The sequence below is a fragment of the Variovorax atrisoli genome (assembly GCF_014195185.1).
Lineage (GTDB): Bacteria > Pseudomonadota > Gammaproteobacteria > Burkholderiales > Burkholderiaceae_C > Variovorax > Variovorax atrisoli.
The window spans coordinates 310,438-334,140 of sequence record NZ_JACIBG010000008.1; the positions used below are offsets into that span (position 1 = coordinate 310,438).

The following is a 23,703-nucleotide window of genomic DNA, read 5'->3' on the forward strand; positions in this document are numbered from 1 at the left end:
CTCGCTCCTTCAGAACTTGCCCAGCACGTTCAGGAACCACCCCTTGCTGCGGTAGCTCATGTCGGTGAGGTTGTCGGAGTAGTCGGTGAAGTTGTAGCCGATGCCCACCTTCAGGTTCTCGTTGACGTGGTAGTAGGCGGCGGTGACCCAGCCGCTCTTGCGGTCCTTGAGTTCCCTGGCGCGCAGGGTGCGCCATTCGAGCATCCAGTCCCAGTTGCGCACCAGCTTCCAGTCGACGCGCAGCACGGCCAGCTCGGCCGAGCTCTTGAACCACGGCGCGGAACTGTCGCGGCTCGCGCGCAGTTCGCCGCGGCGCCAGGCGTACTTGCCGCCCAGGGTCCAGCGCTCGCTCAGGTCCCAGGTGGCGTCGATGGCGAAGACGTGGCTGCGCTGCTGGTAGTCGATGCCGGTGGTCGAGACCGTGCCGAGGGTGGAATCGACGCCGCCGGAGACCACCTGGCCGGGCGACGAGAGGTCGTACAGGTAGGTGTACTTGAACAGCAGGTTGAGTCGGTCGTTCAGCGCCGGGCGCAGCGCGTAGCCCAGCATCGCCTCGGTGTACTTGGCCGCGGCCAGCGTGCCGGTGGTGCTGTCGCTGTCGGCCCAGTTGAACTTGCCGATCCAGCGCGAGTCGTCGTCCACCTTCCAGCTGAAGGAGTTCTTCACCAGCCAGCTGGTGCGGGTCTCGGCGGTGGTGCGGTCCTTGCGGTATTCGAGGCCGCCGCTGTACTTCAGGCGTTCGCTCGAGTAGCCGCTGGTGAAGGCCACCGCCTGGCGGCGAGTGGCGCCGAGCGTCTCGGCGCCGACCCAGCCGTTCTCGAAGTTGACGCCGAAGGTCCAGTGCGTGTCGGGCGCGTACTGCACGCCGTAGGCATGCGTGAGGCCCGGCTGCGCGCCGGTGGCCTGGCGGTGCTCGGTGAAGAGCGTGAGGCCGTCGCCCACGCGCGAGCGCACGCCGGTCACCAGGCTTCCGCCGCGGCCGATGAGGTTCTCGTCGGTGCGGCCTGTGTCCGACACGTAGGTCATGTAGACGCTGGAGCGGTCGTCGTACTGGTAGTCGACGCCGGCCTTGCCCGCGAGGCCGCCGTCGCCGGTGGAGAGCTCGCCGCGCAGTGCCAGCTTGTCGTTGACGCGGTAGCGCCCGCCGAAGCCCAGCCGGTCGTTCTCCAGCCGCGTGCCGGTGCGCCGCAGCGTCTTCTGCGCGAAGCCGTAGGCGCTCCAGCGGTCGGCGCCGGTGTATTCGAGCTGCACGGCCGCGTCGGCGCGCTCGCCCGATACCGCCTGCGTGGTCGGCAGCGACGGGCTGGTGATGAGCGCGTCGCCGGTCTTGTCGTCGTAGCGCAGGCCGAGGCCGAGCTTCCACTCGGGCGACAGCGCCAGCGAGTACTGCGCGTCGAGCACGCTGCTGTTGTAGCCGTTCTGTTCGTCGCGGCGGTCCGCCTTCAGGCGCAGTTCGCCGTTCTCCGCCTTCTCGCCGAAGGGCACGGTGGCCTGCACGCCGACCTGGCGCGTCGCGTTGCTCGCGTACTGTCCCGGCGCCGAGAAGCCGGCGTCGCGCGACTGCGCATAGGCGCTCACGCGGCCGCCGCCGCGGATGTCGAAGTCGCCAAGGTCGGCCTGGCCTTCGAGGCGCCAGGCGTTGGCGCTGCCGGTGGGGCCGTTGCCCAAGCCGTTGCCCGGTCCGTTGGTCAGCGAACCGTTGCGGCCTGTGAAGCTGAAGCCGCCGTCCATCGAGTCGAGCTGGGTCGTGCCCGGCCCGCGGCTGCGCGCGAATTCGCCCTTGAGGTAGGTGTTCTCGGTCTTGCGCAGCGTGAGGTCCACGCCGGCCAGGCGCTGGTCGCCGCCGATCTGATCCTGCCGCGAGGCGGTGACGCCCACGCCCACGTTGTCGTTGGCCCACCAAGAGACACGGCCGCCCACGGCGAGCGTGTCGAGCGAGGTGGCCAGGGGTGTGTATTCGTAGTCCACCACCAGGTAGGTCGGCATGCCGGTGAAGCCGCCCGCGCGCACCAGCGAGCCGTCGTCCGACAGGCTGGGCAGCGGTGCCGACAGCAGCACGCGGCCCTGCAGGTAGTCGATCTCGTAGTCGGTGGTGGGCACGAGCTGCGTGCGCTTGAGCACCAGGCCGGAGTCGCGGTCGCGGATCTCCAGCGTCACGCGCTCGGCGCCGCGCGTGATGTCCTGGTTGCGCAGGTAATAGAGCGAGCCGCCGGTGCCGCGGAACTCTTCTCTCGCGGCCAGCGTGCCGGGCTCGGCCGCGAAGGCGTCGACCTTCAGGCGCGCCTCGCCGAAGGAGGTCGACTCCTCGCCGAGGTAGCGGCCGTGGAAGCCGTAGAGGCCGCGGCTCACGCGGGTGAGCTCGGTGTCGCCGAAGTTGAGCTTGAAGTTGCCCCACATCGCCTGCGAGCGGCCGTCGTCCACGCGCAGGTAGAAGCGGCCCTGGGTGGGCGCGTCCTCGACGGTGGTGGAGTCGTCGCCGAAGGTGCTCCACGAGTCCTCGGGGTCGAAGCGGCGGAAGAGCGAGGTCGGGTCCTTGCGATCGAGGTTGCGGAACAGCTCCTTCAGCGGGCGTTCTTCCGTGTCGACGCTGGCCGTGAGCGTCCAGCGGTCGTTGAGTTGGCCCTTGGCATAGCCGGCGATGCGGCCTTCGCTCCAGCCGCCGCCGCCGTAGCGGTTCTTGTCGTTGGTCATGATCGCGGCCGGACCGCTCACGCTGTTGCTGCCCACGGTGAGGTCGGCCTGGCCCACGAAGAACCAGTCGCTGGTGGGCAGGTCGAAGTCGCGCCGGTAGATGCGCGTGGCGCCCTGCGCATCGGTGACGGCGATCTCGCCGGTCTGCACGCGGCGCGGCACCAGCTGCTGGAACACGAAGCGCCCGCTCTCGTCCACCGGCACCGCGAAGCCCAGCGCGCGCACGCTCTCGCCGGGGCGGATGGCCGCACCGCTGGCGGTGACGGTGCCCGCGCTCAGCGGAATGTTGGCGATGGCGATGTTGTTCTGGCCGTAGCCGCGCAGCAGCTCGCGTGCCGGGTCGGGCGGCGTGCCGGTCTCGGGCTTGTGGCGCTTCACGAGCGTGAGCGAGAGGTCGTCGGTCTCGTCGAAGCGGCCCTGGCGGTCGTAGACCCGCACGCGGTAGTAGAGCTTGCCGCTCGCGCTTTCGGGCAGGCGGTCGAGCAGGCCCTCGGGCACCTGCCACTCGCCGCGCAGGCCGGCATCCAGCGGCACGGTGGCGACCTGGCGGCGCTGCATCGCCTCGTTGGCGGTGTACACGCGCAGCTCGGCCTTCGAGGTGAAGAGCAGGTAGTTGCTGTAGCCAGCGAAGCGCACCGTGTCGCCGGCCACCACGGTGGTGGGCCAGGCGCTGGCGCTGAGTCGGCGCGGCTGCGAGAGGTTGTCGTACTGCAGGCGCAGCTGGTTGCGCTCGAGCTGAACGTCGACACAGCGCTGGCGGTCGGCGCTGGTGGTGCCGTCTGCCGAAGGCTGTTTGCCGTCGGGCGACAGCAGCTGGCCATCCACGCTCAGGCGCAGCGGCGCGTCGTCGGTGCCGAAGGCGGTGAAGGTGCGGCACACGCCGGGGTCGGCCGGCGCGGCGACCGGCGCTGCCGCAACGGGGGCGTCGCGCCAGTAGACGCGCACCTCGACGCGGCGGTTGGCGGCCCAGTTGGCCGGGTCGCCGGCGGGCGTGGCCACGGGCGCGTCGGGACCGCGAGAACTCGCGACCGCGGCCGTCTCCGGCAGGCCGAGGCGTTGCGTGAGATGGCGCGCGGCCTGCTGCGCGCGCGCCAGACCCAGCGCGTGGTTGTCGGCGAAGCGCTCGCGCGACTTCGCGCTCAGCGCCTGCGTGTCGGTGTGGCCGACGATCTCGAAGCGCAGCCCGTCGCGGCCCTTCACCTGTTCGGCGATGCGGTCGAGCTGCGCGCGGTCGGCGGGGGAGAGTGCATCGGCGCCGGAATCGAAATGCGGCGTGCTGGCGTCGCTGCGTTCGACGGGCGCGGCGACTGGCGATGCAGCCGGCGCGGCCGGCACCGCGTGCTCGTCGCCGAGCACGAAGGTGGCCTTGGGCAGCTCGCGTTCGCTGCTGCGCGGCAGGCGGCGCGCGCCGTCGATCTCCACCGCGCGCGGGTCTGCCGCGGCATGGTCGAGCATGCGGCCGCGCACTGCGGTCTCCTGCGCGGCGGCCAGGCCCATGCCGAAGCAGGCGGCGGCCACGGCGCTCGCAAGGGCCATGCGCTTGGGCAGCGTCTTGCTGTTTCTTCTTCTCATGTCGGCTCGCTCGATCGGGTTCGGTGTCTGGGGGCGGGTCATGGCGGCGGTGGCTTTTGCTCGCGTCATGGCTTGGCCTCCCCTTCGGGGGCGGCGGCAGGCACCAGCTCGATCTCGACGTCCAGGTTGAAGAGCGGCGGCTCGTTGCGCGAAGCGCGCTGCTCGCCGAGTTGCTTCCAGCGCGAGAGCACCGCGGCCTTCACCGCGTCGGTGCGGTCGCGGCCCAGCGATGCGGGCTCGCCCGGCGCGGCCTTGTAGGCCAGGCGCAGCACCGATGTCTTCTCGGCCAGCACGGCCACCGTGCGGTCGAGCTCGCCTGCGAAGGCGGCGCGCAGCGTGGCGGCGCCGTCGTCGAAGGCCGCGCCCTGAAGCGCGAGGCGCACCACGCGGTGAACGGTGGCGCCGAAGTTGATCTTCAGCACCTTGCCGCGCGTTGCGCGCTCGGCCGCCGGGTTCTCGCTGGTGGTGCGATAGCCCGAGGGCAGGGTGCGCTCGTCGAGCTTGAGCACCAGGTTGCTGCCGGTGCCTTCCTTCGGAATGGCGGCGCAGGCGATGTGGTAGCGGCCCTCGGCGTCGGTGGTGGCCAGCACGCCGTTGACGGTGGCGATGCGCACGTTGGCCAGGCCCGGCTCGCCGTCGTCCTGGTAGCCGTTGGCGTTCCTGTCGTCGTAGACCTTGCCGATCACGTCGGTGCAGTCGAAGAGGGCGTCGGGCACCACGCGCACGGCGGCGGTGGCCAGGTTCGACAGCGTCCGGCCGCCCACGCCCTGCGTGGCGACGACCTGGTTGACGAACTCGCCTTCGCCCACGCCGACGCCCACGCCCGCGACCATCAGGTATTCCTTGGTCTCGTTGGGCGCGAAGTTCTGGCCGGGCACCACGACCTGGCGGCCGTTGACCTGCGGGATCACGGGCAGCGCCACGCCGCCGGGCAGGGTGCGCACGCTGAGCGAGCCCTGGATGTAGCGGAAGCCCGGCGGCAGCGTGTCGACCACGGCCACGCCCGGCACCGTGGTGCTTCGCGTGTTGCGCGCCGTGATGCGGTAGGGCAGCAGCTCGCCCTTCTTCACGGTCAGCTTCGAGGTGGTCTTGCGCAGCTCGATGAGCGTGGCGTTCGACGGGTCGAGCGGGATGTTGTTGGCCACCACGTGCTGGCCGCCGCCGCCCGGCATGTTGAACACCAGGTAGTAGCCCGCGCCCGGCACCAGTGCCGCGCCGGGGCTCACCACACAGGGGTTGGTCTGCGCGGGCGCCGGTCCGTTGGCGGGCGCCGCGCACGACTGAGTGCCCAGCGCGCCGGCCGCCGCCGGGTACATCGTCGATGGCAGGTAGGCGCCCGGCGGGGTGACGACCAGGCGGTACTCGCCGGCCGGCGCGCCCGGCAGCACGAAGAAGTCGTAGTAGCCGTTGGCGCCGGTGGTGTAGCTGTCGCGTCCGTCCAGCAGGTGCTGCGCTGGGTCGAAGCCCGGCGGGCCGACCAGCTTCACCACGGCGCCGGGCACGGGCGTGCCGCTCACGCTGTCGTACACCACGCCGCCCGGGTCGTAGGGCAGGTCCTGCTTCTGGATGTTGGCGCCCGCGGTCACGCGCACCTTGATGCTGAAGCGCGGATCGCTCGGAGCCGGTGTCGGGTAGGGGCCGTTGGCGCCGTTCTGCGCGGCATCGGTCGGCCACACGCCGCCCACGACGCGGCCGTCGGGCGCGCGGAAGCGCACGCGGTATTCGCCGGGCGTGAGGTCGCCGAAGCGGTAGCTGCCGTCGGCATTGGTGGTCACGGTGTAGAGCACGGTGGCCGCGTTCTCGGCGCAGGCGTTGCCGCCGTCGGCGCAGCGCAGCAGCTCCACCGTCCAGCCTTCGCCCTGGCCCTCGCCCGATTCGCGGCTGCGGTTGTGGTTCTGGTCGAACCACACGGTTCCGGTCAGCGATGCGGGCTGGTTGCTGTGCTCGGTGAAGTCGTAGCCGGTGCCGTTGGCCTCCAGGCCCGTGAAGCTCACGCGGATCTGGTTGGTGCCCTGCGCGGTGCCGCCCAGCGTGCCAGGGATGGCGATGCCTTCGTCGTAGCCGCTCGGCTGCGTCTCGGTGACGGTGTAGCCGCCGCTGCCGGGCAGGGGCAGGCCGGGCAGCTCGTAGCGGCCGTTGGCGTCGGTGAAGGCGGTGCGCGTCACCGGCTGGCCGGCCGCGTCGGTGCCGGTGAGCGTGATGGTCACGCCGGCGATCGGCAGGTCCTGCGGCTCTCGCTTGCCGTTGCGGTTGGCGTCGTTGTAGACGGTGCCCGCCAGCGATGCGCCGCGTTCGCCGAAGTTGTAGTTGTCGCCGTTGCCGCCGCGGTACGCGATGGCGCTGATGACGTCGTTGCCCAGCGTTCCGGTGGCCGCGCCCTCGACGGTGCCCACGGCGTCGAGGCCGTCGGCGTAGGTCACGGGCTGCGTCTCGCGGATGGTGTAGCCCGCGGCGTCGGCCGGCAGCAGGCCGGTGAAGACATAGCGGCCGCTGGCGTCGGTGACCACCGTGGCGTTCACCGCGAGGCCGCTGGCGGAGTGGCCGGTGAGCGTGAGCGTCACGCCCGGAATGCCGGCCTCGGTGGGCTGGCGCACGCCGTCGTTGTTGGTGTCGACGTACACCCAGCCCGCGATCTGGCCGCCGCGCTCGCCGAAGTTGTAGTCGATGCCCGCGTCTTCCGACACCAGCGCGAGGCCGCCGAAGCGGTCGTTGGTGCCGCCGGGGTTGGCGGTGCCGCGCGGCGCGCCGCCCACGGTGCCGAGCGACTCGGGGCCGTCGGCCACGCCGGCGGGCTGCGTCTCGTCGATCTGGTAGGTGCCGGGCGTGAGCGCGTCCACCAGGTAGTGGCCGTCGGCGGCGGTCTGCACCGTGCGGTCGACCGCGTTGCCCTGGAAGTCGGTGCCGGTCACGCGGATGGTGGTGCCCGCGATGCCGGGCTCGCCGGTGTCGCGCGTGCCGTTGGAAGGCGCCACGTCGGCGTACACGTAGCCCGAGAGGCTCGCGGGCTTCACGGCCGAGAAGTTGTTGCCGGCGGAGCCTGCGCCCGCGGCGCCCAGCACGATGTTCTGGATCACGTTCGCGGTCGAGCCGTTGGGGCCGTTGGTCACGCCGCTGCCGCTGGTGGGCACCGAGCCCGGCGTGCTGCCCGCGCCGCTGACGGTGCCGGCGCGCGTGATGCCGGGCAGGTAGCCCGCGGGCCGCGCCTCGGTCACGGTGTAGCTGCCCGGTGCGAGGTTCGGGAAGCTGTAGTCTCCGCTGGCGTCGGTGGTGGTGGTGCGCGACACCGCCTGGCCGTTGATGTCGGTGCCGGTGAGCGTGATGGTCACGCCCGCCAGGCCCGGCTCGGTGGCCGGTGCGCCCTGTGCGCCGTTGCCGTCGCGGTCGTAGTACACGCGGCCCGAGATGCCGCCGGGCAGCAGCTCGCCGAACCAGTACTCGCCCTGCGTCGACGGCACGTTGGTGCCCGAGACGGTCACGCCGGTGATGACGTTGCCGCCGCCCTGGGGCGTGCCGGGCTGGCCGTTGTTGTTGGCCTTGCCGGGGGCGTAGTTGGCCGGCTGCGTCTCGGTGATGGTGTAGCCGCCCGCGCCCGAGGGAGGCACGTTGCGGAACTCGTAGGCGCCCGGCGTGCCGGTGGCCACCGCGAGGATGTTCACCGGGTTGCCCGCGGCGTCGGTGCCCGTCAGGCGCAGCTCGACGTTCGGGATGCCGGTGTCGCCCGCCTGCGGGATGCCGTCGTTGTTGCCGTCGACGAACACGCGCGTGGTGATGCGGGTGAGCTGCTCGCCGAAGTTGTAGCCCGTGCCGTTCACGTTGGAAGCCAGCGCGATGGCGCTCACCACGTCGTTGCCCGCCGTGCCGCCCGCGGAGCCGGCCGCGTCGGCGCCGTCGACGAAGCCGGCCGGCTGCGTCTCGGTCAGGGTGTAGTTGCCGGGCGTGAGGTTGTTGAAGGCGTAGTTGCCGGTGCCCGCCGCCGTGGTGGTGGTCAGCGAGACCGGGTTGCCGTACATGTCCGTGCCGGTGAGGGTGACCGTCACGCCGGCGATGCCGGGGTCGCCCGCGCTGGAGGAGCCGTTGTAGTCGGCGTCGTGGTAGACGCGTCCGGCCAGGCTGGATGCACGCACCTCGCCGAAGTTGTTGGCGCTGGAAGCGCCGCCCGTGCCGAGCACGATGTTGTCGATGCGGTTGGCGTTGGAGCCGTTCGGGCCGTTGCCGGTGCCCGGTGGCACGGTACCGGGCGCGCTGCCTGCGCCGCTGACGGTGCCGGCACGCGTGATGCCGGGCAGGTACGCGGCGGGCTGGTCCTCCACCACGCTGTAGGTGCCGGCGGGCACGGTGAAGCTCCAGTTGCCGCCGGCATCGGTGGTGGTCGTGAGGGCGATGGGGTTGCCCGAGCTGTCGGTGCCGCTCAGGCGGATGGTCACGCCGGCGATGGCGGGCTCGCCGCCGTCGATCAGGCCGTTGCCGTTGAGGTCCTCGTACACGCGGCCCGAGAGCGCGCTGTTCTGCACGGTGACGCTGCCGTCGTTGAAGTTGTTGCCGCCGTTCGGGTCGGTGCCGCCGTTGGTGTCGCCCGAACCGGTGGTGACGATGTGCGCGCGGTTGGTCAGCACGGTGCCGTTGGCCGGCGCCGCGCCGCTGAAGCGCACCGGAATGCGCACCGTGGCCGTGCCGTTGGCGGGCATCGAGGTGATGGCGCAGCTCACGGCGGTGCTGCCGGCCGTGCCGGTGCAGGTGGGCGCGGCGGGCGTGAAGCTGCCGCCGGTCACGGTGAACACCGGCGGGCCGGCCAGCACCAGCGATGCGGGCAGGGTGTCGGTGAAGCTGGTGGTCTCGGCGCTGTCGGGGCCGTTGTTGCGCAGCTGCACGAGCCAGTCGAAGGGCACGGCCGAGGACACGGTGGTCACCGGCGTGGCGGTGCCGGCCATGACGGCGGCCTTGGAGACCACCTGCACGTCGGCCTTGAAGCGGAAGGTGGTGTTCTCGGCCACCGCGTTGTTGCCCTGGACGGTGTCGAACGCATTGCGCGCGGCGTCGAAGAAATCGACCTTGGCGTTGTTCTGGAAGGTGCCGCGCGAGACGCCGCGCAGCACCACGCGGAACTGCAGCGTGTTGGGTTCGCCGGTGGCGGTGGCGCCCGAGCCGCCCAGCGTCGGGATGGTGAAGACGATCTGTCCGCCGGCCGAGCCGATCGCGGCGCCGCTGGCCAGGGCGAAGGTGGTGCCGCCAGGGGCTGCCACCGACACCAGCGTGGGCGGCAGCTCGCCGTTCGGACCCGGCAGCGGCAGCGTGTCGACCATGCGCACGTCTTCCGCCGTCGAGGCGCTGTTGTTCGACACCGTGATGGTGTAGCCCACGTCGTCGCCCACGTTCACCGGGTCGACGTCGTCGCGCTTGGTGACGACGAGGTCGTACACCGGCGCGGTGATCGTCGCCGGCGCGGCGGCGTCGTTGTTGGCGGTGGTGATCTCGGGCGTGGCCGTGGAGACGCGCACGTTGTTGGTCACCGTGGAGCCGTTGAGCACGTACAGAGGCCGCACCTGCACCGTGACGGTCTGCTGCACGTTGCGGTCGAGCGAGGTCCAGGCGCACTCGAGCTGGTTGTTGGTGGTGCCGGTGCCCGTGGGCTGCGTGGTGTTCGGCTTCGTGCTGCAGCTGCCGCCGCCCGAGGGAGTGGCAGAGATGAACATCAGGTTGGCCGGCAGCGTGTCGACCACGTGCACGTCGTAGGCGCGGCTGAGGCTGCCCTGCGCGAGGCTCTGGTTGCGTGCCGTCAGCGTGTAGGTGAGCATCTGGCCCACGGGCACCGAGGCGGGGCTGGCCGACTTGGTGACCGTCACGTCGGTGCGCGCGAGCAGGTAGGCGGTGGTGCTGCCGTTGTTGTTGGCCAGGTCCGGGTCGGCCGGCGTGGTCGCCAGTGCATTGGCGGTGTTGTTGATCTGGAAGCCGTGGTCGGTGGCCGAAGCGCCATCGCCGTAGTGCTTCGTGACAACCTGGATGACCGGGCACAGCGGCAGGGCGCTGGCGGGGTCGGTGCTCGCGCGGCAGACCGGCAGGGTCGACAGCGTGCAGTTCGACAGCGACGCCTGGCCGAAGCCGCTGCCGTTGGCCGGCAGCGCGCAGGTGCCCGCGAAGGTGCCGCCGTTGGGCGTCTGCGAAACGGTGCCTGCGCCGATGACCTGCGCGAAGTTGTCGGTGACGACCACGTTCTGCGCCTCGGAGGGGCCGGCGTTGACCACCTCGATCTGCCAGGTGACGTCCTGGCCCACGATCTGGCGGTTGCCCGCACTGTCGCCGATGCCCACCACGCGCTTGAGCACCTTCACGTCGGCGGCGGTGGCGTTGTCGTTCACGCCGGTACCCAGGCTCACGCAGTCGTTGCCGGTGTTGGCGTCGGGGTCGGCGCCCAGCGTGGGCGCGGCCGCGGGCAGCGCCACGTTCACGCACATGGTGTTGACGATCTGGCCGCCGCCCGAAGGCAGCGCCGGGATGGTGGCGTTCACGATGATGTAGCCGCCGTTGCGCGCGCTGTTGCCGCTGGACGTATCCACGCCGATGTCCGTCGAGAGCGTGCGCGTGCAGGTCACTGTGGCCGGACCGGGCACCGGCGTCGCGGGCGTCGGCGTGACGGTGGCGCCGCCCTTGGTCACCGTGCAGGTGTAGCCGTCGCGCTGCGTGACGCTGTTGATCTGCACGCCGGCCGGCAGGTCGTCCACCAGCTGGATGGTGCTGCCCGCGAGCAGGCGGGTGCTGCCGAGGTTGGTGCTGCCGACCTGGTAGTCGAAGGCCTGGCCCAGCGGCACGTTGTTCTGCGGCCAGCCGCGGCGCTTGTCGGCGCGGAAGTCGGTGGCCGAGACCGCCACGTCGGCCGGCACGCTGCCGGTGGCCGAGTTGGCGATGGGGCCGGTCGCGCTCACGGTGGCCTCGTTGACGATGCCGGTGCCGGCCGTCATGGCGATGACCGGGATCACGATGTCGCCGAGCGCCACGCTCGCGCCGTTGTTGCCGCCGATGTTGCTGCGCATGCAGCTCACCGTCTGGCCGCTGACCGAGCAGGTCCAGCCGGTGGACTGTGCGGGCAGCGCCTGGATCGCGAAGTTGGCGGGGATGGTGTCGCTCAGCGTCACGCCGGTGGGCGGGCTGCCGCTGAAGCTCGGGCTCAGCCTGAAGTTGAAGTGCTGGCCGACGAGCAGCTGGCCGCCGTCATGGCTCTTGGACATGGCGAGCACGTAGCCCGCTGTCACGGTGGTGTTGGCGGTGGCGCTGTTGTTCGTGGAAACGCCGTCGCCCACCGAGCCCACCGCGGTAACGGCCGGCTGGTGGGTGACGGTGGAACCCGCGCCCGCGGTCACCACGGCGTTGATGCTGTAGGTGCGGGTGTTGTTGCCGGCGGTGGCCGGCGTGGCGGGCACGTTGCAGCGCAGCTCGCTGCCGGTGATGGAACAGGCAGCGGGGAGGCTGCCGGCTACCACCGACAGCCCGGTGGGAATCGGGTAGGTCAGCGTCGAGCCCGTGCTGGTGTCGGGACCGTTGTTGGTGACCGTGAAGACGATCGGCACCGTCGAGCCGCTCGGCGCATTGACCGGCGCGCTGATGGCCACCGCCATGTCCGCGCCCTGGTTCACGGTGATCGTCTTGGTCTCGCTGGAGCCGCCGCCGCTGGGCGTGGCGGTCACGCTCAGCGTGCCCTGCGAGACCGTGCGCAGCAGCACCTGGAAGTCGCGCAGCTGGTTCGCGGCCAGCGTGATGCCCGAGCAGGTCAGCGTGCCGGGACCGGCCGTGCCCTCGGAAATGGTCGCCGAGCAGCTGCCCACGGGCACCGGTCCGGTGCCCATGTAGATCGAGTTGGCGGGGATGGTGTAGGTGAACGACGCACCCGGCGCGTCGATCGGCAGGCTGTCGCTTTCGGCGATCGTGACGGTGCTCGTCACCGTGCCGCCGGCGGGAAGGATGTCGGGCGCGTGCACAAGGCTCGACACCTGCGGCACCGCGTGCGCCGCCGTGGCGAGCAGCAGGCCTGCCAGAGGGGCGGCAAGGCGCGCCAGGCGGCGGCGCCAGGTGCCGTGCCGCAGGCGCGCGTTGGAAGACACGTCGCGGCGGCCCTGCGCCCGCGACAGATTCGATGGGGTCCTGAACATCCCGTCCCTCGTGATGGCTCTGTGGACCGGGCACCGTTTCTCTTGTGGCGCCGTGAAGGCGGCAGGTGCTCCGGAAAGGGCGGGATTCTTCGGCGCCACCCCGTTGGGCGCCTTTGCGGTTCAGGACGAAAGTTTTGCCAGTAATGACATTTGTTTACCAATGCAACATAATGTGAACTGAATGTGAACTAATTCACGCTGTTTTTTGGCGGCGCACTCCTACGCTCGACGCCCATGTCCTACTGGTCGACAACGCCGCCCCGGCGCGCGCACATCCTCGTCATCGACGACAACATCGAAGAGCTGCAGTTGCTGCTCGGCGTGTTGCGCGAGGCCGGGCATCGCATCAGCCTGGCGTTCGACGCGCTGGAGGGCTACCGCCGGGCGACCGCGCTGCAGCCCGACCTCGTGCTGCTCGACGTGCGAATGGGCGCCACCGACGGCTTCACCACCTGCAGGCTGCTGAAGGCCGACACGACGACCGCGCGCATCCCGGTGATCTTCGTGACCGCTTCCAGCTCGGTGGAAGAGCGCCTCGCCGGCCTGCGCGAAGGCGCGGTCGACTACATCCTCAAGCCCTTCGAGCCGGCCGAAGTGCTGGCGCGCGTGGCCGTGCACCTGGCGCTCGCGAGCTGCCGAGAGCAGGTGCAGGCCTGCATGGAAGAGGCCGAGAGCGCGCTGGAGCACGCCAGGAGCGAACCCGCCGCCGACCACGCCGACCGCGTGCTGGCGCGCGCGGTCGAACGGCTGGTGCGCACCGACCTCGCGAACGTGCCTGCCCTGCCTGCGCTGGCCGCGAGCGTGGGCACGCACGAGAAGCGCCTGTCGCGCGTGTTCAAGGAGCAGACCGGCCGCACGGTGTTCGAGTTCGTGCGCGAGGCGCGGCTCGCCGAGGCGCAGCGGCTGCTGGCCAGCTCCGCGCTCAGCGTCGAGGAAGTGGCCCTGGCCGTCGGCTTCTCGGGCGCGGCCAATTTCTCGACCGCGTTCCGCGAACGCTTCGGCAGCACGCCGAGCGCGTTCCGCCAGGCCAGGCTGGCGCCGGTCGCGCCACCGTCAGTGCCCTCGGCCTGACGCGGCAACGGCCAAGGCGGTGACCACCCGGGCCCTTCGCGGCGCTTGCTGCACTCACGGCACTCGCGGCGTCCGCGCGCTCCTGCTGTACGCCGTCCTCTGGCTGATCGCGCTGCCTGCCGCTTGGGCGGACGCGCTGCGCATCGACGACGAGACCCATTGGCCCATCGTGCTCGACACGCGCGTCGAAGTGTTCGAGGACCCCGGCGCGCAACTCACGTTCGACGAGGTCGACGCATTGCAGGACGGCTCGCCCGAGGGCTTCCAGCCGGGCAGCGCAGCGCGCATGCGCCCGGGCTTCTCCAGATCGGCCTTCTGGCTGCGGCTGACTGTGGTGAACGGCAGCACCACCATCCAGCCGCTGCGGCTGGTGCTCGATGCCACCTGGCTGCAGCACGTCGATTTCCACGTCCGCCGCGAACTCGCGGGCTGGGCCAGCTGGACGCACGAGCGCACGGGTGTGTCGGTGCGCTCCAGCGCCGCCCGCGAACGTGACCGCGACCGGGTGCCCACGCTGAACCTCGACCTGCGCCCCGGCGAACAGGCGCGGGTGCTGGTGCGCGTGCGCACGGGCAGCAGCGTGAAGCTCGCGCCAAGGCTGTATTCCGCGGACGCCTGGCGCGCGTCGGAAAGCAGCCATGCGCTGATCGACGGCCTTCTCATCGGCGGGCTGCTGGTGCTGTCGGTGTACTCGCTGTCGCTGTGGGTCATCTCGCGCAACCTCGCGATGGCCTTGCAGAGCCTGGGCTTCGCGCTCGTGGCGCTCTACGAGAGCACCTACCGCGGCTACGCGCGCCTTGCGCTCTGGCCCGACAGCATCGAGTGGAGCTATCGCGCGGCCGGCGTCACCGCGGGCTGCTGCGTGCTCTCGCTGATGTGCTACCTGTACACCCTCTCGCGCCGCGGACCGGTGCGCGTGCCCGCGCTGCCGTGGCTCCTGGGGCTCGCGGCGGGGCAATGCGTGGTGGTGCTGGGCACGCTCTTCGGCTCCTACCCGCTCTTCGCGACGGCGGGCACGATCAGCGCGCCGCTGGTGGTGGTCTCGCTGACCGTGAGCGCCTTCCTCTACATGCGCCGCTCGGGGCCGGGCGGGCGGCTGGCCTTTCCGGTGATGAGCATCGTCGCCGTCGGCGTGTGCCTGCGGCTGGTCGAGCTGGTGGCGCCTGCCCATGTGGTGCGCGGATTCGACGCCTATGCGCTTGGATTTCCGGGCCTGCTGCTCGGCCTGGTGGCATTGGCGGTCTGGGCGCACCACCTGTCGTGGCAACGCCATTCCGCCCAGCGCGCGCTGGCGCACTGGCAGGCGCAGGAGCAGCAGCGGCTGCGCGAAGAGGTGGAGCGCAAGACGCGCGCGCTGAACGCGGCGCTGGAACAGGCCGAACAGCAGTCGCGCGAGCAGACCCAGCTGCTCGCCTACATCAGCCACGACCTGCGCGCGCCGCTGTCGACCATCATCGGCAACGTGCGCCGGCTCGGCGAGGAGGGCAGTGCGCCGCCCGAACGTCTGCAGGCCATCGAGCGCAGCGCCGCCTATCAGTTCGCGCTCATCGACGATCTGCTGGACTACGCCAGGAGCGAGCTGCTGCCTTTCTCGTTCGAGGCGAAGCCGGTGCACCTGCGCGCGCTGATCGACGACATCGCGCAGTACGCCGACACGCTCGCGCAGCGCCAGCACAACCGATTCGAGCTCGACGTGCTGGGCGCGCTGCCCACGGCCGTGTACCTCGACAGCAAGCGCTTCCAGCAGCTGCTGCTGAACCTGCTGTCGAACTCGGCGAAGTTCACGCGCGACGGCACGATGGGCCTGCGCGTGCAGGCGCGCCCGCGCGAGGACTCATGGCGGCTCGAATTCGACGTGTGGGACAACGGCATCGGCATCGAGAAGGAAGACCAGGCTCGCATCATGCGGGCCTTCGAGCAGGGTGCGCCCGGCTCCAGCGGCCACGGACTCGGCCTGGCGATCGCGCGGCGCATCGTGCAGCACATGGGCGGCCGGCTGCAGCTGGAAAGCCGGCGCAACCTGGGCACGCGCGTGCGCTTCTCGGTGATCGTGAAGGAGGCGCCGAAGGAACTGGTGCCCCCCATCGCGAAGCCGCTGCAGAGCCCCGCGCTGCCGCTCCTGCACGCGGCCGCACACACCCAGCCGCGTCGAATGCCGGTGCCCGCCATCGCGCCGCTGCCTGCGACGGTGCGCGACGAGCTCGAGGCGCTCGCGCGCGACGGCCGTTGGAGCGACCTTCACGACTGGGCCGACAGGCTCGCAGCCGATGCCCGCCATGCCGCGCTGGTCGAAGCGGTGCGGCACGCGCTGAACCAGCTCGACTTCGAACACATCCGCCTGCTGGCGCGCGCCACGCCCGCGGCGGGCACGGTTGCATGACGGGTTCATCGGCGTGAGTCGTTGAACCGCAGGGGCTCGTGCCGCTGCGCAGTCCCGGCGACCGGGAGCTCCGTTGGTGCCGGCTTGATCCGCCAGCGCCCGTGGCCGTCTGCCATATCAGACGCGGCTGCTCCTTTCGAGGATTCGCGAGTTCTGAGCGCATTTCTCCCGGAACTCGGCGCTGATTCGTTCGTCGGCTTCCGCGCTCTCCCAGAATGCGATGGCGGCGCGTGCCGCCTGTTGCCAAAGGCTCTTCTCGGAAGGCAGAGGCAGTTGCGGGGCGTAGGTTCTCGCGGGCAGTTCCACGCCGCGGACGGGGGCGTAGGTCATGGGCAGCATGTCGTAGATCGGGGCGAGCTGCAGCGTGGCCTGGCCGTCGACACGAACGGGTTGGAAGGACAGATTGCCGTCGTGCATGTCGGTGTTGCCGATGAGCTGACCGAAATGCCCGACGGATCGAGGCTGTCGTGCGGGTCCTGGAACACCATCTGCACCCGACTTCGCCAGGGCGCGCACGCCGCACCGCATCGCACCACACCACACCACACCACACCGTGATGCGATGCCGCCCAAAGAACAAAAACGGATCAGCGTATGCGGATTCCGCGCTTCGCTTTTCGGGGCCGCGCCTGAACAATGAGGTGTCTTGCCTTCGAGGTGAGTGTCTCCTCGTCGTATCCGAAGCGACGTTCAACGGGCCCTGCGGGGCCCGCTTTTTGCGGTGATGAGCGCCGGGGGGTGTTCCCGGCTACTTCAGCGCGGAGATGTCCCGGCTCCTGATGAGCCGCGAGCGCAGCACGTTGCGGCTGATGCCCAGCAGCTTGGCTGCCTGCACCTGGTTGCGGTGGCAGAACTCGAAGGCGGTGCGCATCACGGTCTCCTCGATCTGCTCGAACAGCTGCTCGTTCGGCTCGTTGAAGAGGTCTCGCAGCACCGCCTCCAGCGCCTGCTGCGGCGTGGCGCTGGCCGCGGGCTCGTCCTCGGTCGAGCGCCGCTGGATGTTCAGCGAAGACAGATGCAGATGCTCCGCGCCCAGCACGCCGTTCTGGCAGATCAGCAGCGCGTGGTGGATCACGTTCTCCAGCTCGCGGATGTTGCCGGGCCAGCCGTGCTCGCCCAGCTTCTGCTCGGCGCTCGCGTCGATGCGCACCGGGCCGTAGCCCAGGCGCTGGCGGTATTCCTCGATGAAGTGCCGCGCCAGCGGCAGGATGTCGCCGGGCCGCTCGCGCAGCGTCGGCAGCGCGAGATGCACCACGTGCAGCCGGTAGAACAGGTCTTCGCGGAAGTTGCCTGCGGCCACCGCGTCCTGCAGCCGCACGTTAGTGGCGGCCACCACGCGGACGTCGATGGGCACGCTCCTGCGCGAGCCCAGCCGCACCACCTCGCGCTCCTGCAGCACGCGCAGCAGCTTGACCTGGATCGACAGCGGAAGGTCGCCGATCTCGTCGAGGAAGAGCGTGCCGCCGTTGGCGGCCTCGAACCATCCCGCCTTGGCCGAGAAGGCGCCGGTGAACGCGCCCTTCTCGTGGCCGAAGAGCTCGCTCTCGACCAGGCTTTCGGAGAAGGCGCCGCAGTTCACGGCCACGAAGGGCTTGCCGCTGCGCCGGCTGAGGTCGTGCACGTGCCGCGCGATCAGTTCCTTGCCGGTACCGGTCTCTCCGATGATGAGCACGTTGGCGTCGCTGGGTGCCACCATGCGGATGCGCTCGAGCAGCGCAGCCGAGCGCGGGTCCTGGAACACCTGCGCGGTGGCGCGGATCGAGGTGGTGAGCTTGCGCGGGTTGGGCAGCGTGAGCAGCGTGGACGGTGCGGACGGCGCGGTGGCATCCCAGTCCTCGCCCGGGGATGCGTCGGCCGGCGGCAGAACTGCGAGAGGGCGGGTGTAGGCGGTCATGAGTAGAAGGTCGGTACGGGGTATTGCTGCTTGAGGGCCCATTCGCCGAGCTCTCGCAGCTTGTAGGCCACGGGGTCGTGCAGGGACTGGGTGCGCAGGTTGCGCCAGTGGCGGTCCAGCCGCAGGCCGCCGTGCGTGGCGCGCGCGCCGGCCACGTCGAACATGCGCGTACAGATGTCCAGGCCCGTGTTCGTCGCCGCGACCTTGGCGGTGGCCACGGCCACCGCGACTTCGCCGCGCTCGGGTTCGGTCAGCGCTGGGCCGCGACGCCAGGCCGCATCGAGGCGGTCGGCCGCGCGGTCGGCCAGGGCGCGCACGCTCTCCAGGCCGACCCAGAAGTCGCCGTAGTGGCCGAGCACGTACGGGTCCTCGTGCATCTGCGCGACCTTGGCCGCGTGCCAGGGGCGCGATTCGTGCAGCGTGTAGTGCTTCGCATCGTCGAAGGCCCCTTCCGCGATGCCGAGGTAGATGTTGGCCAGCACGAGCTGCGACACCAGCGGCCGCAGGCAGGCGAAGGGCGTCGAGAGCGGGCCCGGATCGGCCAGCACCTCGTGCTGCTCGACGCGCACCTTCTCGAAGGTCACGCTGCCGCTGTCGGTCTGCCGCTGTCCGATGTTGTTCCAGTCGGGTGCCACGAAGATGCCCGAGCGGCCGGTGGGCACCGCCGCGACGATGAAGGCGCCGCTGCCTTCCTCGCGCGCCGAGGCGATCAGCATCTCCGAGTCGAGTGCGCCCGAGCAGAAGCTCTTCTGCCCGGTGAATTCGCGCCAGCCCTCGCGCGCGCTCGACACCGTGCGGTCGTCCAGCGGATTGAGCGCATTGCCCCAGAACCACCGCCGGCGCGCGGTCTGCTCGAACCACGGCTGCCATTGCACGGGCCGCGCGAAGAGCCGCACCGTGGCGAGCATCAGGTGATGGAAGCCGAACACGTGCGCGAGGGAGCTGTCGGCCTGCGCGAGCAGGCGCACGACGTCGAGCGTCTCCCGCCAGTCCGCGCCGCCGCCGCCGAATTCGCGCGGAATGCTCAGAGCCAGCAGGCCGCTCTCGCGCAGCGCATCTCGCTCGGCCTTCGGCGTGCCGCCGCGCTCGTCGCGTTCGACCGCGGTCGCCGCGAAGCGCTGCATCAGGTCGCGGGCAATGTCGCGAGGCGATTCGGAAGCCGTAATGGAAAGAACTGAACTCACGCAGACCCTCGGTGATGTGCAGGCAGCAGGGTTGCTGCGCCAGCAGCATGTTCGCGGCGACGACGCGCGCCGCCAACGATGCGATCCGTATATCGATCCTTGTTTTGCTTCCATGGCAGCAGCATGGGTGTGCCGGATGCGCCAGGTGCAGCAGGTCTGGTGCTCGGCTGCTGCTGGAGCAGCAGAAATCGCGTGCTTCGGCGTGTTTTCGCAGGCTGGGCGACTGGCACGCTAACTGCTGAATCGCCTCATGCAACTTTTCTGGTTTCTCCCCACGCACGGCGACAGCCGCTACCTCGGCACCTCGCGCGGCGCGCGCACAGTGAGCCACCGATACCTGCGGCAGGTGGCGCAGGCCGCCGACGAACTCGGCTACGAAGGCGTGCTGATCCCGACGGGGCGCTCCTGCGAGGACTCGTGGGTGGTCGCATCGTCGCTCGCGGCGCAGACCGAGCGGCTCAAGTTCCTGGTCGCGATCCGCCCCGGCATCATCTCGCCCACGGTCTCCGCGCGGCAAGCCGCGACGCTCGACCGTTTCTCCGACGGCAGGCTGCTCATCAACGTGGTGACCGGCGGCGACCCCGACGAGCAGCATGGCGACGGCAGCTTCCTCACGCACGCCGAGCGCTATGAAGTGACCGATGAATTCCTGCGCATCTGGCGCGGCGTCGCCGCCGGCGAGACCGTCAACTTCTCGGGCAGGCACCTGCGCGTGGAGAACGCGAAGACGCTCTACCCACCGGTGCAGAAGCCCTATCCGCCGCTGTGGTTCGGCGGTTCGTCGGATGCCGCGATCGCACTCGCGGGCGAGCAGGTCGACGTGTACCTCACCTGGGGTGAGCCGCCGGCCGACGTGGCCGACAAGATCGCGAAGGCCCGCGCAGCTGCGGCGAAGCATGGCCGCACGCTGCGCTTCGGCATCCGGCTGCATGTGATCGTGCGAGAGACCAGCGAGGCGGCGTGGCGCGCCGCCGACGAACTCATTTCCTACGTGACCGACGACACCATCGCGGCCGCGCAGAAAGCCTTCTCGCGCTTCGACTCGGTGGGCCAGCAGCGCATGGCCGCGCTCCATGGCGGACGGCGCGACAGGCTGGAGGTATCGCCCAACCTGTGGGCGGGCGTGGGCCTCGTGCGCGGGGGTGCGGGCACGGCACTCGTGGGCAGTCCCGAGGAGGTGGCGGCGCGCATCAAGGAGTACGCGGCACTCGGCGTGGAGACCTTCATCTTCTCGGGCTACCCGCATCTGGAGGAGGCGTACCGCGTGGCAGAGCTGCTGTTCCCGCTGCTGCCGCTCGACCACGTACGCCCTGCAGGGCACGCCAACATCACCGGGCCGTTCGGCGAAGTCATCGCCAACGACATCGTGCCGCCTTCCTCGCAGGCCGTGCAGGTTGCGCCGGGGGCAGCGCGCGAGAAGGCGGCCGCATGAAGCATTTCTCCGCGGAGGCCGGCGACGAGGTCGTGCCGTGGCATGCGAGCGCGCAGCGCGTCGCGCAGGCACTGGCCCAGACCGCGGTGGAGCGCGACCAGCGCGGCGGCACGCCGAAGGCCGAGCGCGACCTGCTGCGCGACAGCGGCCTGTTGATGCTCAGCGTGCCCGCCGAGCTCGGCGGCCTGGGCGTGAGCTGGCGGCAGACACTCGACGTGGTGCGTGGTTTCGCGCGCGTCGACAGCTCGGTGGCGCACCTCTTCGCCTTCCACCATCTGCTGCTCGCGACCACGCAGCTCTTCGCGCAGCGCGCGCAGTGGCAGCCCTGGATCGAGCAGACCGGCGCGCATCGCTGGTTCTGGGGCAATGCGCTGAACCCGCTCGACAAGTCCACGCGCGCCGAAGCGGTCGACGGCGGGTATGTGTTCTCGGGGCGCAAGAGCTTCTGCTCGGGTGCCAGCGACTCCGACATGCTGGTCGCATCGGCCCTCGACGCGAACGACCGCCTGCTGATCGGCGTCGTGCCCACGCGGCGCGCGGGCATCACGGTGCTCGGCGACTGGGACAACATGGGGCAGCGCCAGACCGACAGCGGCAGCGTGCTGTTCGACGGCGTGCGCGTCGGGGCGAACGAGCTGCTGCTCGATCCCGGCCCGCTGTCGACGCCGTTCGCCTGCCTGCGCCCGCTGCTCGCGCAGCTGATCCTCGCGAACATCTACCTGGGCCTGGGCGAGGGCGCGCTCGAGGAGGCGAAGGCCTTCACGCTGCAGCAGGGCCGGCCCTGGCTCTTCTCGACGGCTTCGGCCGCGAACGAAGACCCGTACGTGCTCACGCACTACGGCGATTTCTGGCTCGCGCTGCAGGGCGCGCGACTGCTGCTCGACCAGGCGGCCGCGGCCTTCGACCAGGCATGGCTGCGCGGCACTTCGCTCGACGAGCAGGAGCGCGGCGAGGTGGCCATCGCCGTCGCCGCGGCCAAGGTGGCGAGCACGCGCGCGAGCCTCGAGGTGGCGCACCGCATGTTCGAAGTGACGGGGGCGCGAGCCACCACCGCCGCGCTGCGCCTCGACCGCTACTGGCGCAACCTGCGCGTGCACACGCTGCACGATCCGGTGGACTACAAGGTTCGCGAACTCGGCCACTGGGCGCTCAATGCGCGGCTGCCCCAACCCAGCTTCTATTCCTGAACCTGCCATCGCCATGCAACGGGCCTGCGGCTTCACGTCGCAGGCCCGTTGTGCTTTTCAGCGCTGCTCCCGCTGCTGCCTGGGAAGCAGTTTCCTCCTGCATTTGCTGCCTGGCGTTCATTCGGTGCCCGCATACCGATCTGCTGCAAACGACTATGGCTGCGCAGCTGCTGGCTGATCAGCAACCCACCCGCAGCCTGCTTCGGATTCAGCATGCACGCGCATAGCCATTTCGCTCTAACTCCTTGATTCATAAGGAAAAAGGAAGTGGCACGCCATTCGCATATATCAAGCGTGCCGCGAATCGATCGTGGCTTCCAAACAGAGGTCATATCAACATGAGTCGAAAACTGAGAGTCGTCGCCGTCTCCGGCAGCCTGCAACGTCCGTCGCGCACGCTGGTGCTGGTCGATCAACTCCTGGCCGCGCTCGGCGAGCAGATCGCCATCGAGTCGCGCGTGATCTCGCTGGGCGACATCGGCCCGCGGTTCGCCGGCGTGCTCTACCGCAACCAGCTGCCCGCCGCCGTCGAAGAGAGCATCGCGGCCATCGAGTCGGCCGACCTGCTGCTGGTGGCGAGCCCGGTCTATCGCGGCTCCTACACCGGCCTCTTCAAGCATCTCTTCGACTTCGTGCATCACGAGGCGCTGACCGACAAGCCCGTGCTGCTCGCGGCCACCGGCGGCAGCGACCGCCATGCGCTGGTCATCGACCACCAGCTGCGTCCGCTCTTCAGTTTCTTCCAGGCGCTCACGCTGCCGATCGGCGTCTATGCCGTGGAGAAGGACTTCGAAGGCTACGAGATCGCCAGCCCCGCACTTCGCGATCGCATCGCGCTGGCCGTGGCGCGTGCCGTGCCCCAGTTGCGCGATGCCTTGCCGGCCGCCGCGTCGACCCCGCAGCCCACGCCGGCCAACGCGCCCGCCGTCCGCAAGCCCGCGCCCGTCGCGCTGGCAGCCTGAGAAGCCTTCTTCCCGATCGATCGTCCACCCAGAGAGAAACCTGCCATGAGCCAACCGTCGTCCTCCACCGCCGCCCCCGTCAAGTTCGCCTACTGGGTGCCCAACGTCAGCGGCGGCCTGGTGGTCAGCACCATCGAGCAGCGCACCGACTGGAGCCTGGAATACAACCAGCGCCTCGCGGTCGCGGCCGAGAAGGCCGGCTTCGAATATGCGCTGAGTCAGATCCGCTTCACGGCCGGCTACGGCGCCGAGTACCAGCACGAGTCGGTGTCCTTCAGCCAGGCGCTGCTGCACGCCACCACCAAGCTCAAGGTGCTCGCCGCCATCCTGCCCGGGCCGTGGAATCCCGCGGTGGTCGCCAAGCAGATCGCCACCATCGACCACATCTCCAACGGCCGCATCGCCATCAACGTGGTCAGCGGCTGGTTCAAGGGCGAGTTCCAGGCCATCGGCGAGCCCTGGCTCGAGCACGACGAGCGCTATCGCCGCTCCAACGAGTTCATCCGCGCGCTCAAGGGCATCTGGACGCAGGACAACTTCACCTTCAAGGGCGACTTCTACCGCTTCAGCGACTACACGCTGAGCCCGAAGCCGGTGCAGAAGCCGCACCCGGAGATCTTCCAGGGCGGCAGCTCGCGCGCTGCGCGCGACAACGCGGCCAGCGTGTCGGACTGGTACTTCACCAACGGCAACACGCCCGAGGGCCTGAAGGCGCAGATCGACGACATCCAGGCCAAGGCGGCGCAGAACGGCCACACGGTGCGCATCGGCGTGAACGCCTTCGTCATCGCGCGCGACACGGAGGAAGAAGCCAGGGCCGTGCTGGAGGACATCATCAGGCACGCGCACGTCGAGGCGGTGCATGCCTTCGGCGACGCGGTCAAGCAGGCCGGCAAGGCATCGCCCGAAGGCGAGGGCAACTGGGCCAAGTCGACCTTCGAGGACCTGGTGCAATACAACGACGGCTTCCGCACCAACCTCATCGGCACGCCGCAGCAGATCGCCGAGCGCATCGTGGCGCTCAAGGCCATCGGCGTGGACCTGATCCTCACGGGCTTCCTGCACTTCATCGAGGAGGTCGAGTACTTCGGGCAGAAGGTGCTGCCGCTGGTGCGCGAGATCGAGGCGCAACAGGCCGCGCGCGCAGGTCAGCCCGCCCGGGCGGCGCTGGAAGCCGTGGCGTGAGCCTCGC

The 23,703-nt window shown here is 70.3% G+C and carries 13 protein-coding genes; 7 read left to right on the top strand and 6 right to left on the bottom strand.

The features are described 5' to 3' along the window. Positions 1-9: 9 nt before the first annotated feature. Positions 10-4,332, bottom strand: a complete 4,323-nt coding sequence (locus tag FHY06_RS26670) for an OmpA family protein (protein ID WP_184606867.1) — start codon at positions 4,330-4,332, stop codon at positions 10-12. Next, a complete protein-coding gene (locus tag FHY06_RS26675; RefSeq protein WP_184606868.1) occupies positions 4,329-12,401 on the bottom strand; it encodes an SdrD B-like domain-containing protein in 8,073 nt (2,690 codons plus the stop codon). Before FHY06_RS26675 ends, FHY06_RS26670 begins: the two co-directional genes overlap by 4 nt. A gap of 234 nt (positions 12,402-12,635) precedes the next feature. On the opposite strand from FHY06_RS26675, the gene FHY06_RS26680 reads away from it, so the two are divergent. Together FHY06_RS26680 and FHY06_RS26685 are read left to right on the top strand one after the other, a co-directional pair. After that, positions 12,636-13,472 (top strand): helix-turn-helix domain-containing protein, encoded by an 837-nt coding sequence (locus FHY06_RS26680; RefSeq protein WP_132752597.1) that lies wholly within the window; start codon positions 12,636-12,638, stop codon positions 13,470-13,472. A gap of 19 nt (positions 13,473-13,491) precedes the next feature. Then, entirely contained in the window at positions 13,492-15,852 is a 2,361-nt protein-coding gene (locus FHY06_RS26685; protein WP_184606869.1) for a sensor histidine kinase, read from the top strand. 117 nt (positions 15,853-15,969) lie between these two features. On the opposite strand, the gene FHY06_RS26690 is transcribed toward FHY06_RS26685, so the two are convergent. The 3 genes from FHY06_RS26690 to FHY06_RS26700 form a co-directional block, all read right to left on the bottom strand. Beyond that, positions 15,970-16,269 (bottom strand): hypothetical protein, encoded by a 300-nt coding sequence (locus tag FHY06_RS26690; protein WP_184606870.1) that lies wholly within the window; start codon positions 16,267-16,269, stop codon positions 15,970-15,972. A 331-nt stretch (positions 16,270-16,600) separates the two neighbouring features. Next, positions 16,601-17,746 carry a sigma-54 interaction domain-containing protein gene (locus FHY06_RS26695; protein ID WP_184606871.1) on the bottom strand — a complete coding sequence of 382 codons (1,146 nt, stop codon included), beginning with the start codon at positions 17,744-17,746 and terminating at the stop codon, positions 16,601-16,603. After that, positions 17,743-18,870: an acyl-CoA dehydrogenase family protein gene (locus tag FHY06_RS26700; RefSeq protein WP_207902238.1), complete on the bottom strand. Its 1,128-nt coding sequence runs from the start codon at positions 18,868-18,870 to the stop codon at positions 17,743-17,745. The genes FHY06_RS26695 and FHY06_RS26700 overlap by 4 nt, the downstream gene beginning before the upstream one ends. A gap of 40 nt (positions 18,871-18,910) precedes the next feature. Here FHY06_RS26700 and FHY06_RS26705 point away from each other — a divergent pair, with 40 nt between their 5' ends. From FHY06_RS26705 to FHY06_RS26715, 3 genes are read left to right on the top strand one after another with little or no spacing between them, the layout of a single operon-like run. After that, entirely contained in the window at positions 18,911-19,165 is a 255-nt protein-coding gene (locus tag FHY06_RS26705; RefSeq protein WP_184606872.1) for a hypothetical protein, read from the top strand. A gap of 15 nt (positions 19,166-19,180) precedes the next feature. Beyond that, positions 19,181-20,362, top strand: a complete 1,182-nt coding sequence (gene ssuD / locus FHY06_RS26710) for an FMNH2-dependent alkanesulfonate monooxygenase (RefSeq protein ID WP_126185159.1) — start codon at positions 19,181-19,183, stop codon at positions 20,360-20,362. Further along, positions 20,359-21,549, top strand: coding sequence for an acyl-CoA dehydrogenase family protein (locus tag FHY06_RS26715; protein ID WP_184606873.1), 1,191 nt, complete (start codon positions 20,359-20,361; stop codon positions 21,547-21,549). The genes ssuD and FHY06_RS26715 overlap by 4 nt, the downstream gene beginning before the upstream one ends. Positions 21,550-21,581: 32 nt before the next feature. Here FHY06_RS26715 and FHY06_RS34765 read toward each other — a convergent pair whose 3' ends face one another. Beyond that, on the bottom strand, positions 21,582-21,764 hold the full coding sequence (locus FHY06_RS34765) for a hypothetical protein (protein WP_221404397.1): 183 nt from the start codon (positions 21,762-21,764) through the stop codon (positions 21,582-21,584). A gap of 123 nt (positions 21,765-21,887) precedes the next feature. Here FHY06_RS34765 and msuE point away from each other — a divergent pair, with 123 nt between their 5' ends. Further along, positions 21,888-22,511, top strand: a complete 624-nt coding sequence (gene msuE, locus FHY06_RS26720; protein WP_184606874.1) for an FMN reductase — start codon at positions 21,888-21,890, stop codon at positions 22,509-22,511. 45 nt (positions 22,512-22,556) lie between these two features. After that, entirely contained in the window at positions 22,557-23,696 is a 1,140-nt protein-coding gene (sfnG, locus tag FHY06_RS26725; protein ID WP_184606875.1) for a dimethylsulfone monooxygenase SfnG, read from the top strand. Positions 23,697-23,703: the final 7 nt, after the last annotated feature.